The sequence below is a fragment of the Asanoa hainanensis genome (genome assembly GCF_900188485.1).
In the GTDB taxonomy this organism is placed as follows: Bacteria; Actinomycetota; Actinomycetes; order Mycobacteriales; family Micromonosporaceae; genus Asanoa; species Asanoa hainanensis.
The window spans coordinates 1-13,850 of record NZ_FZPH01000024.1 but is presented as its reverse complement, the minus strand read 5'-3'; the positions used below and the strand labels follow the sequence as shown (position 1 = coordinate 13,850).

The 13,850-nt window shown below is 70.8% G+C and carries 13 protein-coding genes; 9 read left to right on the top strand and 4 right to left on the bottom strand.

The features are described from left to right. The first annotated feature begins 63 nt into the window (after positions 1–63). The 4 genes from thrS to CHC05_RS36680 all read left to right on the top strand — a co-directional run bounded on the left by thrS (position 64) and on the right by CHC05_RS36680 (position 4,242). Entirely contained in the window at positions 64–2,046 is a 1,983-nt protein-coding gene (gene thrS, locus CHC05_RS36695) for a threonine--tRNA ligase (protein WP_218824798.1), read from the top strand. After that, positions 2,046–2,564: an HIT family protein gene (locus CHC05_RS36690; RefSeq protein WP_089255253.1), complete on the top strand. Its 519-nt coding sequence runs from the start codon at positions 2,046–2,048 to the stop codon at positions 2,562–2,564. Before thrS ends, CHC05_RS36690 begins: the two co-directional genes overlap by 1 nt. 59 nt (positions 2,565–2,623) lie before the next feature. Further along, positions 2,624–3,691, top strand: coding sequence for a CapA family protein (locus CHC05_RS36685; protein WP_089255252.1), 1,068 nt, complete (start codon positions 2,624–2,626; stop codon positions 3,689–3,691). Between the two features lie 107 nt (positions 3,692–3,798). Continuing rightward, positions 3,799–4,242: a hypothetical protein gene (locus CHC05_RS36680; RefSeq protein ID WP_089255251.1), complete on the top strand. Its 444-nt coding sequence runs from the start codon at positions 3,799–3,801 to the stop codon at positions 4,240–4,242. Here the strand turns inward: CHC05_RS36680 and CHC05_RS36675 are convergent. Further along, positions 4,226–5,425, bottom strand: a complete 1,200-nt coding sequence (locus tag CHC05_RS36675; protein WP_089255250.1) for an NAD(P)H-binding protein — start codon at positions 5,423–5,425, stop codon at positions 4,226–4,228. The genes CHC05_RS36680 and CHC05_RS36675 overlap by 17 nt on opposite strands. A gap of 51 nt (positions 5,426–5,476) precedes the next feature. On the opposite strand from CHC05_RS36675, the gene soxR reads away from it, so the two are divergent. Next, complete coding sequence (soxR, locus tag CHC05_RS36670) at positions 5,477–5,908, top strand: redox-sensitive transcriptional activator SoxR (protein WP_089255249.1); 432 nt, start codon at positions 5,477–5,479, stop codon at positions 5,906–5,908. Here soxR and CHC05_RS36665 read toward each other — a convergent pair. The 3 genes from CHC05_RS36665 to CHC05_RS36655 all read right to left on the bottom strand — a co-directional run bounded on the left by CHC05_RS36665 (position 5,808) and on the right by CHC05_RS36655 (position 9,850). After that, positions 5,808–6,389 (bottom strand): GIY-YIG nuclease family protein, encoded by a 582-nt coding sequence (locus CHC05_RS36665; protein ID WP_089255248.1) that lies wholly within the window; start codon positions 6,387–6,389, stop codon positions 5,808–5,810. The two genes, soxR and CHC05_RS36665, sit on opposite strands and share 101 nt — an antisense overlap. A 148-nt stretch (positions 6,390–6,537) precedes the next feature. Beyond that, positions 6,538–7,623 carry a winged helix DNA-binding domain-containing protein gene (locus CHC05_RS36660; protein ID WP_179266543.1) on the bottom strand — a complete coding sequence of 362 codons (1,086 nt, stop codon included), beginning with the start codon at positions 7,621–7,623 and terminating at the stop codon, positions 6,538–6,540. Between the two features lie 73 nt (positions 7,624–7,696). Then, positions 7,697–9,850 (bottom strand): elongation factor G-like protein EF-G2, encoded by a 2,154-nt coding sequence (locus CHC05_RS36655; RefSeq protein ID WP_089255246.1) that lies wholly within the window; start codon positions 9,848–9,850, stop codon positions 7,697–7,699. Positions 9,851–10,014: 164 nt separating this feature from the next. Between CHC05_RS36655 and pgsA the strand changes: the two genes are divergently transcribed. From pgsA to CHC05_RS36635, 4 genes are read left to right on the top strand one after another with little or no spacing between them, the layout of a single operon-like run. Beyond that, positions 10,015–10,656 carry a phosphatidylinositol phosphate synthase gene (gene pgsA, locus CHC05_RS36650; protein ID WP_089255245.1) on the top strand — a complete coding sequence of 214 codons (642 nt, stop codon included), beginning with the start codon at positions 10,015–10,017 and terminating at the stop codon, positions 10,654–10,656. Then, the gene (locus CHC05_RS36645; RefSeq protein ID WP_089255244.1) at positions 10,653–11,549 is read left to right on the top strand and encodes a phosphatidylinositol mannoside acyltransferase; all 897 of its coding nucleotides are present in this window, start codon (positions 10,653–10,655) and stop codon (positions 11,547–11,549) included. The genes pgsA and CHC05_RS36645 overlap by 4 nt, the downstream gene beginning before the upstream one ends. A 13-nt stretch (positions 11,550–11,562) precedes the next feature. Beyond that, entirely contained in the window at positions 11,563–12,708 is a 1,146-nt protein-coding gene (locus tag CHC05_RS36640; RefSeq protein WP_089255243.1) for a glycosyltransferase family 4 protein, read from the top strand. Positions 12,709–12,765: 57 nt separating this feature from the next. Then, complete coding sequence (locus tag CHC05_RS36635) at positions 12,766–13,308, top strand: hypothetical protein (RefSeq protein ID WP_245871401.1); 543 nt, start codon at positions 12,766–12,768, stop codon at positions 13,306–13,308. The last annotated feature ends 542 nt before the right edge of the window (positions 13,309–13,850 follow it).

Sequence of the window (13,850 nt, the reverse complement as noted above, 5' to 3'; positions counted from 1 at the left end):
GCATTTACCCAAACGTCCTACCGACCGAGGAGACCCGCCGTGTCCGCATCTCGTACCCCCGCAATGGCCGACCCCGTCGTCGTGGCCGCGGGGACGACGGCGGCCGACGCGGTTGCCGCGGCCGGCCTGCCGATGAACGGCCCGAAGGCGATCGTGGTCGTCCGCGACGCCGAGGGTCGGCTGCGTGATCTTGACTGGGCGCCCGAGGCCGAGGCGACCGTGACCCCGGTGGCCATGGACGAGCCGGACGGCCTCAACGTGCTGCGGCACTCCACCGCCCACGTCCTCGCGCAGGCCGTGCAGGACGTGTTTCCCGAGGCCAAGCTGGGCATCGGCCCGCCGATCGACAACGGCTTCTACTACGACTTCGACGTCGCCAAGCCGTTCCAGCCGGACGACCTGGCCAAGCTCGAGAAGCGCATGCAGGAGATCATCAAGGCCGGGCAGCGCTTCCGGCGCCGGCGGTTCGCCTCGGTCGACGAGGCGCGGGCCGAGCTCGCCGACGAGCCGTACAAGCTGCAGCTCGTCGATATCAAGGGCACCGGTGAGCTCGACTCCGAGGAGACCGTCGAGGTCGGCGGCGGCGAGCTGACGATCTACGACAACGTCGACGCGGAGAGCGGCAAGACCTGCTGGTCCGACCTGTGCCGTGGCCCACACCTGCCGACCACCCGGCTGATCGGCGCGTTCAAGCTGATGCGCTCGGCCGCCGCCTACTGGCGCGGTTCCGAGAAGAATCCCCAACTGCAGCGGGTGTACGGGACGGCGTGGCCGACCCGGGACGCGCTGAAGGCGTACCTGAAGCTGCTCGAAGAGGCCGCCCGGCGCGACCACCGCAAGCTCGGCGCCGACCTGGACCTCTTCTCGTTCCCTGACGAGATCGGCTCGGGGCTCGCGCTGTTCCACCCCAAGGGCGGGATCATCCGGCGCGAGCTGGAGAACTACTCGCGGCAGCAGCACGAGGTCGCCGGCTACCAGTTCGTCAACTCGCCGCACATCACCAAGGGCCACCTGTTCGAGACCTCGGGGCACCTGCCGTACTACAAGGACACGATGTTCCCGCCCATGCAGCTCGAGGGCGCGGAATACTTCCTGAAGCCGATGAACTGCCCGATGCACAACCTGGTGTTCAAGGCGCGCGGGCGGTCCTACCGGGAGCTGCCGCTGCGGCTGTTCGAGTTCGGCACGGTCTACCGCTACGAGAAGTCCGGCGTCGTGCACGGGCTGACCCGGGTGCGCGGCCTGACCATGGACGACTCGCACATCTACTGCACCAAGGAGCAGATGCCGGGCGAGCTGCGCTCGCTGCTGGCGTTCGTGCTCGGCCTGCTGCGTGACTACGGCATCGAGGACTTCTATCTCGAGCTGTCGACCCGCGACGACTCGCCCAAGTTCATCGGTGACGAGGCCGACTGGGCCGAGGCGACCGCCGAGCTCGAGTCCGCGGCCCGCGAGTCCGGGCTCGAGCTCGTGGCCGACCCGGGCGGCGCGGCCTTCTACGGCCCGAAGATCTCGGTGCAGGCGCGCGACGCGATCGGCCGCACCTGGCAGATGTCGACGATCCAGGTCGACTTCAACCAGCCCAAGCGGTTCGGGCTCGAATACCAGGCGGCCGACGGCACCCGGCAGCAGCCGGTGATGATCCACCGGGCGCTGTTCGGCTCGATCGAGCGGTTCTTCGGCATCCTGACCGAGCACTACGCGGGCGCGTTCCCGGCCTGGCTGGCGCCGGTGCAGGTGGTCGGCATCCCGATCCGCGACGACCATGCGGACTACCTGCGGTCGTTCGTCGACGCGTTGAAGGCCGAGGGGATCCGGGCCGAGGTCGACACGTCGGACGACCGGATGCAGAAGAAGATCCGGACGGCGCAGCAGCAGAAGATCCCGTTCATGGCGATCGCCGGTGACGACGACGTGTCCGGTTCGACCGTGTCGTTCCGCTACCGGGACGGGTCGCAGCGCAACGGGGTGCCGCTGGCCGAAGCCGTCGCGCACGTGGTCGAGGTGGTCCGCTCGCGCACCAACGTGTCGCCGTCGGCGGCCTGATGTTGGGCAACCCCGGCGAGCCCAACGGCCTGGAGCGGTTGTGGACGCCGCACCGGATGGCCTACATCAAGGGCGGCGGGGACAAAGCGGATGACGGGTGCCCGTTCGACCGGGCACCCCATCTGCCTCCGGATCAGAGTCTGGTGGTGGCCCGCGGCAAGGTGGTCTACGCGGTGCTCAACCTGTACCCGTACAACCCGGGGCACCTGCTCGTCTGCCCTTATCGCCACGTCGCCGACTACACCGACCTCACCGACGAGGAGGTCGCCGAGGTGGCGTCGTTCACCCAGGACGCCATGCGCACGATCCGCCGGGTCAGTGGCGCGCACGGCTTCAACATCGGCCTGAACCAGGGCTCGGTCGCCGGCGCCGGCATCGCCGCGCACCTGCACCAGCACGTGGTGCCCCGGTTCGGCGGCGACGCCAACTTCATGCCGATCGTCGGGCAGACCAAGGTGCTGCCCGAGCTCCTCACCGACACCCGCGACCTCCTGTCGGAGGCCTGGCCGGCCGGCTGAGGTGGGGTCCCGGCCGTTCGGGGGCGGGAAAGTGAGCGACCTTCTCGTACCCTCTCGTCATGAGGCGGACTCGCGCGGCGTTGGTGCTGGTCGCGGCCGGTGCGCTGCTGGCCGGGTGTGGGGGTGAGGCGGCCGGGGCGCGCTGGCGGGGCGGGCCGTCGTCGGCGGCTCCCTCGGCCGCACCGACTTCGGTGGCTCCGTCGCCCGCCGAGATCACGCTCGCGTTCGCGGGGGACGTGCACTTCACCGGCCGTACGTTGGGGCTGCTCGACGAGCCGGCCACGGCGTTCGGGAAGATCAGCTCGACCCTGGCCGACGCGGACCTGACGATCGTCAACCTGGAGACCGCGGTGACCGGGCGGGGCACGCCCGAGCCGAAGCGGTTCCACTTCCGGGCGCCGAAGAGCGCGTTCGCGGCATTGCGGGCGGCCGGCATCGACGCGGCGTCGGTGGCGAACAACCACACGCTGGACTACGGCCAGGTCGGGCTGCTGGACACGCTGTCGGCTGCTTCTTCGGCGAGCTATCCGATCTTCGGGGCGGGTCGCAACGTCGATGACGCGTACGCGCCGTGGGTCACCGAGGTCAAGGGTGTGCGGATCGCGGTGCTCGGCATGTCGCAGGTGGCGGAGCTGTCGGGGTCGTGGAAGCCGACCGCTTCGCGGCCCGGTGTGGCGATGGCGTTCGACGCGGCACGGGCGACGGCGGCGGTCAAGGCGGCGCGGTCCCAGGCCGACCTGGTCATCGTCTTCATGCACTGGGGCGTCGAGGGAAGCTCGTGCCCGAGCGGCCAGATGAAGACGTTCGCGAAACGGATGGCCCGCGACGGCGCCGACATCGTGCTCGGCACGCATGCGCACACGCTGCTCACCGACGGCTGGATCGGCTCGACCTACGTCCATTACGGACTGGGCAACTTCCTGTGGTACGGCAACTCGCACAGCACGGACTCGGGCGTGCTCAAGCTGACGGTGCGCGACGGGGCCGTGGTCTCCAACAGGTTCCTCCCGGCGACGGTGTCGGGCACGGGCCAGCCGGTGCTGGTCTCCGGCGCCGCGAAGAAGCGGATCGAGGACAAGCTCCGCGTCGCGTCGCGCTGCACCGGCCTGGCGGCCGCACCGTCCTGACGGTCTTGGCGCCGGTGGCGTAACCCCGAGGCCGGGTGGTCGTTGCGCGGAACAGGCGACCGGATCGTGGGGACCGGGCTCGGTCGTCCCTGATCCGAGGAGGCCGCATGTATCTGCAGACCGAAGCACCCGAGTCGTCGCCGCGTAGGGCCCGCCGAGCCGCCCTGATCATCGGCGGTGCCGCGATCGTCGCCCTCGCGCTGATCGGCCTGGTCGCGGTCGTCGTCTCGTCCGGCGAGGAACCCGAGAACGTCAACACCCTCCAGTCGGCGCAGTCGGTGTGCGACGCCAGCAGCAACGGCACCAAGCTGCAGGACGACGGCTCGACCCTGCTCGTCGACATGCGCGGCAGCAAGGACAAGGTGGGGGTCGACCTGGTCACGCTGGAGTGCATCCTGGAGCAGCTCAACGTTCCGGAGGCGGTCAAGCAGGACATGTTCTCGACGCGCCCGAGCGACGGGCGCCAGGAGGGCACGTGGTTCGGCACGAGCGCGTCCTGGACGTACGACCCGGCCAAGGGCCTGGATCTGACCGTCACGCGGGCGCCGTGAGGTAGTGCACCTCCTCGCGGGTGATGGCGCCGCCGGCGACGGTGTACAGCGACATCTTGGTCGTCGTGCGGCGCCGGCCGTCGCGCCGGTCGGTCTCGTCGAACGTGAACCGCACGGCGAAGCGGTCGGGGCCGAGGAACGGACCGTCGACGGTCACCGCGTGGATCTCCAGGTCGGTGGTGAGCTGCTGGCTGTGCGCCATGATGTCGTCGAGACCGCGCCGTTCGGGACCCTCCAGCGGTGCCACCCGCACGATGTCGGGCGCCGCCAACCGCAGGGCCCGGTCCATCCGCCCCTCTCGGAACGCCCGTACGTAACGTTCGGCGACCTGCCGGGTGGGTAGCGGGCGGAAGTCGTCGACGTGGTCGTCCGCCCACTGCCGGAAGGTGCGGGCGGGTCTGTCGAGGATCTCCTCGACGGTGTGGGTGACGGGCTCTGGCCGGTCGACCAGCGAGGCCCAGTAGGCCACCGCCTGCTCTGCCCAGGCCGGTTCGGCCCAGGTCGCCATCGCGGCCCTCGCCTCGTCGGGCGGCTGTTCCGCGTAGCGAACGCGTTGGCCGGTCGCGGCCCCGATCGCGGCGAGCTGGTCGGCCTGGCTGATCGCCCGCGGCCCGGTGAGGACGCACGACCCTCGAGGCTGCTCTCCGGCCAGGGCGACCGCCGCGACGGCGGCGATGTCCGCCTCGTGGATCAAGGACCGACGTGCCTCCGGGTACGGGATCCGGACCGGCTCGCCTGCCCGGACCGAGGCCGCCCAGCCGAGCGTGTTGGTGGCGAACCCGGAGGCGCGCAGGAAGGTATGGCCGAGGCCGGCGTCGACCACGGCCTGCTCGACCTGGCCCCAGACGCCGATGGTGCGGCGGTTGTCGTCGGTGACCTGCATGGCGGACACGTAGACGACGTGGCGCACGCCCGCGTCGGCGAAGGCCGCGACGACGTTCTCGATCCCGTCCGGGCTCAGCGACGGCCAGAGGAGGAAGACCTGATCGACGCCGGTCAGTGCGGCCGCGAGGCTGACGGGGTCGTTGAGGTCGCCGGGGTGTACGTCCGTGCCCGTCGGCAGGAGCGCTTTGGCCGCGGCGGGCCGCCGGGCCAGCACCCGGAACGCGGTCTTGCCGGCGTGCAGGTGGTCGACGAGGTGGCGGCCGATGTTGCCCGTGCCGCCGGTCACGAGGATGGTCATGCCCTCAGCCTCGAACCTCAACATTTGTTCAGGTCAAGCTAGTCTCGTCGGGTGCCACCGACGAAACAGCTGACCATCGGGGACCTGTCGGGTCGCAGTGGCGTGCCGCAGTCGGCGCTGCGCTTCTACGAGCGCCAGGGCTTGATCTTCAGCCAACGGACGAGCGGCAACCAGCGGCGGTACGACCGCTCCACGCTGCGCCGGATCGCCTTCATCCGCGCCTCGCAGCGGGTCGGCATCCCGCTGGCCCAGGTCGCGGAGGTGCTCGCCTTCCTGCCGGAGGGCCAACCACCGACCCGCGAGTTCTGGGAGCGGGCTTCGGAATGCTGGCGCGCGGCCCTCGACGACCGGATCGCCAGGCTGGAGCGGATGCGCGACGACCTCACGTACCGAGTGAGGGATCGCGGCTGCTGGTGTTATAGGCGTGTTTGGCGGCGACCACCGCCGCCTGGACGTGCTCGGGGTCGACGCCGTGCACGTTGAGCGGCGGGTGGAAGCGGCGGACGAGCACCGCCTCGACGGCCTCGGGCTCCGGGTCCTCGGCCCAGGTGAAGCGCAGGTGCGCGTGCATCCACGCGGTAAGCCGCGTTTCGTCCTCGGGGACCAGGACCACGCGGTCGGTCCAGGTCGTCCGGTAGCTCTCGGACCCGAGCAGCCCGGCGAGCGTGCGGCGCAGTGTCGAGCTGCCCGAGCGCCTGAGGTGGTTGCGCAGGACCCGACCCCGCAGGTTGGTCGCCCGACCGAGGTAGAGCAGCCGCAGCGACGGGACGTTCACGTTCGGCGGTCCGGCCAGCTCGGGGAACACCGAATGAGCGGCCCACCAGGCATAGACCCCACCGCCCCGCCCAAGCCCCTTGGCGGCGACCTCGAGCGCGACCGGCGGCCTGGAGAGCAACCGCAGCGCCTCCTCGACGCGGTCCTCGTCGGCACGGACGTCACGAGGTCGCATCTCAGAAGTAGTCATCGCGACGATGCTAGGCGCCGCCTCCGCCCAACACCGCGCCGCGTCGGGCCGCGCCGCGTCGGGCCGCGCCGGCGTCGAGCCGTGCCCACCCCCGGGCCGTGCCCACCCCCGGGCCGTGCCCACCCCGGGCGAGCGGCGGTGGGTCGGGTCAGACGTAGGTCACGGTCACCGGCGCCCCCGCGTACGCCGCGTAGCGGTCGATCTCCTCGGTCAGGGCTTTGCGTTGGCGGGCTGTCGGGTCGATCAGCAGGTCGATGTCGAGGGCGATCCCTTTCGGTTTGACCTTGCGCCGCCAGAAGCCGCCGACCTGGCCGTCGAAGGCGACCGGGTGGAGCATCGTGTTCTCCGCGTAGAGACCGGGCGCCGGCGCGTTGCCCGCCAGGTTGTAGGCGAACTTCGTGTCGCTGTAGGCCACCACGTATTCGTCGTAGCCCTGCAGCAGCGCGGCTGCCGGTGGGGGAGACGGCGGTGGGGCGTCGCTCGCGAAATAGAGCGTGCGGCCGTCGACGACCTCGCTCGACAGGGCGCCGCCGCAGGCGGCGATGCCCTGCTTGATCTCGGCCACCGTCAGGCTCGACCACCAGGTGAAGTCTTTGATCGTCGCCGGGCCGTGGCTGGTGAAGTAGCGCCGCGTCAGCTCCGCCAGGCCCTCCGACGGAGACAGGGAGACCGGCGCCGCCACTCGCTCGGACACCAGGGCGTAGGTGTGTTGCTTGCCGCGCATCACCCCGTTGGCGATCAGGCCCGACAGCTCCGCCAGCATCACCAGGTAGGCCAGCTTGTTGCCCGTCGCCGGGAAGCCCGCCGCCGCCAGGACCGCGCCCAGCTCGTTGCGGGTCAGGTGGTTGCCGCCGGCCAGCGCATCCGTGATCACCCGGGCGCTGGCCGGGGCGGTGTCGGGGTCGAAGCCGTGCTGGCGGTAGTAGTAGCGGTTGAAGACGTGCACCCGGTGCGCGGTCGCCGCCTGGATCCACCCCAGGTCCGCACCCAGCACGAAGTGCCACGTCGGCCGCAGGATGTGGGTGCGCAGGATGGTGCCGTCGTCCAACAGGCGCTGGAGGTCGGCGTCGACGAGGCCGGGCGCGCAGCGTTGGGCGAGCGACCACTTGGCCACCGCGTATTCCTGTGACTGCACGCAGCCGAGCCGCCGGACCACCGTGACCGGGTCGGCGCACGGTGGCCCGGCCAGGTGCTGTTGGCGCAACCGCCGGGGGCCGATCTCCGCTGCTTCCACGCCCAGAGTCTAGAAAGGACCACCGACAAAAAGGCGCGGCGACCGAGAGGCCGCCGCGCCGCGAAACAAACACTCAGGCGTGCTCCTTGCGCACCGCCTCCGCGAGATGGCTGGGCATCGGCTCGTAGCGGGCGAACGTGCGCCCGAACGTGCCCGCGCCGGAGGTCATCGACCGCAACTCGACCGCGTAGCGCACCAACTCGGTCGCCGGCACCTCGGCCCGCACCAGCGTGCGCTCGCCGCCGGCCGCATCGGGCTCAGTGCCCAGCACCCGCCCACGCCGGGACGACATGTCCGACATGACCGCGCCCACATAAGCATCCGGGATCCGGATGATGATCTCGTCCACCGGCTCCAGCAGCGAGACGAGCCCCTTCTCGGCGGCGTCCTTCAACGCCATCTGCCCCGCCGTCTGGAACGCCGCGTCGGACGAGTCGACGCTGTGCGCCTTGCCGTCGAAGAGCGTGACCCGCACGTCGACCAGCGGGTAGCCGGCCATTATGCCCCGCTCCATCTGCGTGCGGACGCCCTTCTCCACCGACGGGATGTAGTTGTGCGGCACCGCGCCGCCCACCACCTTGTCGGCGAACTCGAAGCCCGCACCGCGCTCCAGCGGCTCCACCTCGATGTCGCACACCGCGTATTGCCCGTGGCCGCCGGACTGCTTGACGTGCCGCCCGTGGCCCTTGGCGCCGGTGACGAACGTCTCGCGCAGCGCTACGCGTACCGGCTCGGTGTCGATCTCGGCCCCACCGCCCCGCAACCGGTCGAGGACGACGTCGGCGTGCGCCTCGCCCATGCACCACAGCACCATCTGGTGCGTCTCGGCGTTGCGCTCGAGGCGCATCGTCGGGTCGCCCGCGACGAGCCGGCCGAGGTTCTTGGCCAGCGTGTCCTCGTCGGAGCGGGTCTTCGCGACGACGGCGACCGGCAGCAGCGGCTCCGGCATCTCCCACGGCGCGACCAGCAGCGGGTTCTCCTTGGACGAGATCGTGTCGCCGGTCTCCGCACTGCCCGACTTGGTGATCGCGCAGATGTCGCCGGCGATGCACGACGGCACCTCGCGCAGCGACGAGCCGAGCGGCGAGTAGATGTGCGCGATCCGCTCGTCGGAGTCGTGGTCGGGGTGGCCCCGCTGCTCCATGCCGTGGCCGGAGATGTGCACGGCCGACTCCGGACGCAGCGTGCCCGAGAAGACCCGCACCAGCGAGACCCGGCCGACGTGCCGGTCGATCGTCGTCTTGACCACCTCGGCCACCAACGGCCCGTTCGGGTCGCAGGTCAGCGGCGGGCGCGGCGAACCGTCTATTCCGGTGACCACCGGCAGGTCGTGCTCGAGCGGCGACGGGAACGCCGACGTCAGCATCTCGAGCAGCGAGTCGATGCCCACGCCGCTCTCGGCGCAGGTCGGGATCACCGGATAGAAGTGGCCGCGGGCGACCGCCGTCTCGAGGTCGTTGATGAGCACCTCGGTCTCGATCTCCTCGCCGGAGAGGTAACGCTCCATGAGCGTCTCGTCCTCGCTCTCGGCGATGATCCCTTCGATGAGCTCGTTGCGTGCCTCGGCGATCGCGGGCAGGTGCTCGGGATCGGGGTCGCGCACCTCGGGCGGGTGACCCTTGCTGTAGTCGAAGACCCGCTGCGTGATCAGACCCATCAGGCCGACGGTCGAGACGCCGTCGTCGCCGAGCATGGGCAGATACAACGGGAGTACGTTGTCGCCGAACACCCGCTGGCAGAGCGCGACCGTCTCGTCGAAGTCGGCGCGCTGGTGGTCGAGCCGGGTGACCGCCACCGCGCGCGGCATGCCGACGCTGGCGCATTCCTCCCACAGCGTCGCGGTCGCCGCGTCCATCCCGTCGGCGGCCGGCACCACGAACAGCGCCGCGTCGGCGGCGCGCAGCCCGGCACGGAGCTCACCGACGAAGTCGGCGTACCCGGGGCTGTCGAGCAGATTGACTTTGACGCCGTTGTGCATGAACGGCGCCGCGGCGAGGCTGACCGACCGCTGCTGTTTGACCGCGGCCGGGTCGTGATCACAGGTCGTGGTGCCCTCGGTCACCGAGCCGGCACGGCTGATCGTGCCGGTCGCGGCCAGCAGTGCTTCGACCAAGGTCGTCTTCCCCGACCCTGAATGGCCGACGAGCACCACGTTGCGAACCCTGCCGGGCTCGTCCACCACCGGCGCGGGGCCGGTGACTCCCTTCTCCGGACCCTTTTGAGCCATGGGGACCTCCCTGGGTGAGCTAGCTCACGTCATCTCTCGATCCCACACCCGCAACCGGCTGTACACAAGCCCGACGCCAAAGGTGAGCGAGTGACTGGCGACCCGCCCGGGAACAGCGGGTCACCGTATCGTCCGAGGCGTCACACCGTTATCGTGGGACCGCCATGGCGAAGATCTTCCAGGTGTCAGCGCGGGCCACCATGGCCCACGTCATCGAACCCATCGCCCGACGACTGATCGCTTGGGGTGTCACACCCAACCAGGTGACGGTCGCCGGGACCCTCGGCGTGGTCGGCGCCGCCATCGGACTGGGCGCGACGGGGCATTTCGTCGCCGGTGCGTTGGTCGTCACCGTCTTCGCCCTCGTCGACCTGGTCGACGGCACGATGGCGCGGCTGTCCGGTGGCTCGACCCGGTTCGGCGCGCTGCTCGACTCGACCATGGACCGCATCGCCGACGGCGCGATCGTCGGCACGGTGATCTACATCCTGGCCGAGCGCGGAGACCGCTGGGGCGTCGTCGGCGGCATCGTCTGCCTGGTTCTCGGCGCGGCCGTTTCGTACGTGAAGGCCCGGGCCGAGGGTCTCGGCATGACGGCCAACGTCGGCATCGCCGAGCGCGCCGAACGTCTGATCATCATCGGCGTCGGCGGGCTGCTGGCCGGCTTCGGCGTCGCGTGGGGCTTCGCCGCGGCCGTCTGGTTCCTGGCCGCGCTCTCGACGATCACGGTCGGGCAGCGCCTGGCGTACGTCTACAAGCAGGCCAAGGTCCTCGACGCCGCCGACCGCGCCGAGTCGCCGTCGTGAACCTTGCCGACCTCGGCTACGCGGCCGGCTGGAAGCTCGTCCGTGGCATGCCCGAACCCGCCGCGCGGGGGCTGTTCACCGCGGCCGCCGACTACGCACATCGCAAAGACGGCAAGGGTACGCAGCGGCTGCGCTCCAACCTGCGTCGCGTGGTCGGCCCCGACATGCCGGACGACGAGCTCGACGCGTTGGTACGGGCCGGCCTGCGCTCGTACGCCCGCTACTGGCGTGAGGCGTTCCGGCTGCCGTCGCGTACGCACCAGCAACACCTCGACGACTTCCGGGTCGCCAACTGGCACCTGCTGAAGAAGCTGCTCGAAGAGGGCGGCGTGATCATGGCGCTGAGCCACTCGGGCAACTGGGACGTCGCCGGCGCCTGGGTCACCGCGATGGGCTGGAAGCTGACCACGGTGATGGAGCGGCTCAAGCCGGAGTCGGTCTACGAGCAGTTCGTGGAATACCGCCGCAGCATGGGCTTCGAGATCATCCCGCTCACGGGTGGCGAGCAACCGCCGTTCGACCTGCTGGTCGACCGGCTGCGCGCAGGCGCGACGGTGCCGCTGCTGGCCGACCGCGACCTGTCCAAGCGGGGCGTCGAGGTCGAGTTCTTCGGTGGGCGTACCCGAATGCCGTCGGGTCCCGCGTTGTTGGCGATCCGCACGGGAGCGCCGTTGCTGGTGATCGACGTGTGGTACGACGAGGAGTCGACCCGGGGGTACGTGAACCCGCCGGTCGAGATACCCGGCCCGGAAACGGGAACGTTGCGGGAACGGGTGGCCGTCGTGACCCAACGGATGGCCACGATGTTCGAGGCGGCGATCGCCCGGCACCCCCAGGACTGGCACATGCTCCAGCGGGTCTGGTTGGACGAGCCCCGGACCCCGGAGGTCTGAGGAGGTGGGCAGGATGCGGATCGGCATCGTGAGCCCCTACTCCCTCGACGTGCCGGGCGGCGTACAGAACCACATCCTCGACCTCGCGCAGGCGTTGATCGGGCTGGGACACGAGGTCAGCGTGCTCGCGCCCGCGGACGAGGACGCCGCGCTCCCGCCGTTCGTGGTGCCCGCCGGTCGCGCGGTTCCCTTCCCGTACAACGGATCGGTGGCGCGCATCGCCTTCGGCCCGGTGTCCGGTGCGCGGGTCCGGCGGTGGCTGCACCGTGGCGAGTTCGACGTGCTGCACGTGCACGAGCCGCTGGCGCTGAGCCTGTCGATGCTCGCGGTGCTCAACAGCCGGGGCCCGGTGGTCGCCACGTTCCACACGGCGATGACCCGCTCGCGGGCGCTGTCGGCGGCGCAGGGTGCGCTGCGGCTGGTGCTGGAGCGGATCACCGCGCGGATCGCGGTCAGCGAGCTCGCCCGCAAGGTGCAGGTCGAGCATCTTGACGGTGGCGCGGTCGAGATTCCTAATGGCGTGGACGTCGCGCGGTTCGCCTCCGCTTCGCCTTTGCCAGGCTGGCCCGGTGCCGGTGGCGCGGTGGGTTTCCTCGGCCGGTTCACGGAGCAGCGCAAGGGTTTCCCGGTGTTGCGGGACGCGTTCGTGTCGTTGGCGTCGGCGCGGCCGGGGCTGCGGCTGCTGGTGGCGGGGCCGGGTGACCTCGACGAGCTGCTGTCGGGGATCCCTGTCTCGTTGCACGACCGGGTCACGTATCTGGGGCTGGTGTCCGAGGCCGACAAGACCCGGATGCTGCGCAGCGTCGACGTCTACGTCGCACCGAACACCGGCGGCGAGTCGTTCGGGATGATTTTGACCGAGGCGATGGCCGCGGGTACGCCGGTCGTGGCCAGCGACCTCGACGCGTTCCGGCGGGTGCTCGACGGGGGCCGGGCGGGTCGGCTGTTTCCCACCGGTGACGCCGTGGCGCTGGAGGAGGCGCTGGGCTCTTTGCTGGACGCGCCTGCCGCGCGGGCTGCGCTGGTCGAGTCGGCGCGGTCGGCGGTCGCCGGTTACGACTGGCCGGTGGTGGCGCTGCGGGTGCTCGAGGTGTACGCGGCGGCGATCGAGGCCACCGACGGGCGGGTCATCGACGTGGAGTGGTCGGAGCCCCGCTGACGGCAGTCCTGGCGGTGAGCTGATCGCCGCCGAGGTGCGCGCACTACGATGCGCAGAATGTGGTGGGTCGTAGTCGTGGTCGCCGTGGTCGCGGTGCTGGCCACGTACCTGACGTGGACGGCGCAGCGGGTGGACCGCCTGCACGCGCGTTCCGCCGCGGCCGCCCGCTCGCTCGACGCCCACCTCATGCGCCGCGCGGCCGCCGCCGCGGTGCTGGCCGAGGAACGCCAGGCGCCGGAGCTGTACTCGGCGGCCCGCATCGCCCTGGACGCGGCGCCGGACGAGCGCGAGGCGGCGGAGAACGACCTGACCCGGCAGCTGCGCACGGTGGCGCTGTCACCGGACGAGCCTCGTGAGGACGCCGTGATTTCGGCGAGCCGGCGACTGGGCCTGGCCCGCCAGGTGCACAACGACCTGGCCCGCGAGGCGCACGCGGCCCGCCGCCGGCGCCTGGTCCGGGTCCTGCAGCTGACCCGGCGCCACGACCGCCCGCGCTTCTTCGACATCGACGACCCGACGGTGACGCCGTCACGGCCGACCGCACCCGTCTCACCGGCCCCGGCGGTCGCACCACCCCCGGCCGCGGGCGTCGCGGGCTGATGTGGATCCCCCTGGCTTGGCTGGGTGTTTCCGTCGCCGCAGGACCGGGCCGCGGTGCAGGGGCTATGCGCGTGCTCGCGCAGGTCCCACGCGCCCGGCGCGCGATGCGCATCGCGCACCCCGGCCATAAACGGTTGTTGTTCCAGGTGCGATTGATTCCCTAGATCTTGGGTGTTCGGGGTTGTCATGGGTGTGGCTGGTCGAGCCGCGGGCCTGGCAGGGACGGGCCCCCTAGGGCCCGGCCCGGTCTCCGGCTACTTGTTGAGGATGGTGTTACGACCGTGGCCCGGCCAGGCTTGGTCGAGGTGACTGGTAGGGGTGCTCTGTCTCTGGCTGCCCACCCATATGGCGGGGTGTGGCTCTCTCCCGGCGTGGACCCTGCCGGTCACCGGGGTGTGGAGAGGCTCAAGAGGGGACTGCCCGGCTCGAAGTAGCGTTGCCCTCCCGCCGATCGGCCTGTTTTGTCGGGTTCCAGGGGAAGGGCGTTGTCGTTCATGGCTCGGGTTGTTATCGGTGTAGATCCGCACAAGCGTTCCGCGACG

Coding starts and splice junctions, on each gene's coding strand:
- thrS (WP_218824798.1), top strand. CDS start 64: ATGGCCGACCCCGTCGTCGTGGCCGCGGGGACGACGGCGGCCGACGCG.
- CHC05_RS36640 (WP_089255243.1), top strand. CDS start 11,563: ATGCGGATCGGCATCGTGAGCCCCTACTCCCTCGACGTGCCGGGCGGC.
- CHC05_RS36635 (WP_245871401.1), top strand. CDS start 12,766: ATGTGGTGGGTCGTAGTCGTGGTCGCCGTGGTCGCGGTGCTGGCCACG.
- CHC05_RS36680 (WP_089255251.1), top strand. CDS start 3,799: ATGTATCTGCAGACCGAAGCACCCGAGTCGTCGCCGCGTAGGGCCCGC.
- CHC05_RS36690 (WP_089255253.1), top strand. CDS start 2,046: ATGTTGGGCAACCCCGGCGAGCCCAACGGCCTGGAGCGGTTGTGGACG.
- CHC05_RS36675 (WP_089255250.1), bottom strand. CDS start 5,425: ATGACCATCCTCGTGACCGGCGGCACGGGCAACATCGGCCGCCACCTC.
- CHC05_RS36655 (WP_089255246.1), bottom strand. CDS start 9,850: ATGGCTCAAAAGGGTCCGGAGAAGGGAGTCACCGGCCCCGCGCCGGTG.
- pgsA (WP_089255245.1), top strand. CDS start 10,015: ATGGCGAAGATCTTCCAGGTGTCAGCGCGGGCCACCATGGCCCACGTC.
- CHC05_RS36685 (WP_089255252.1), top strand. CDS start 2,624: ATGAGGCGGACTCGCGCGGCGTTGGTGCTGGTCGCGGCCGGTGCGCTG.
- CHC05_RS36665 (WP_089255248.1), bottom strand. CDS start 6,389: ATGACTACTTCTGAGATGCGACCTCGTGACGTCCGTGCCGACGAGGAC.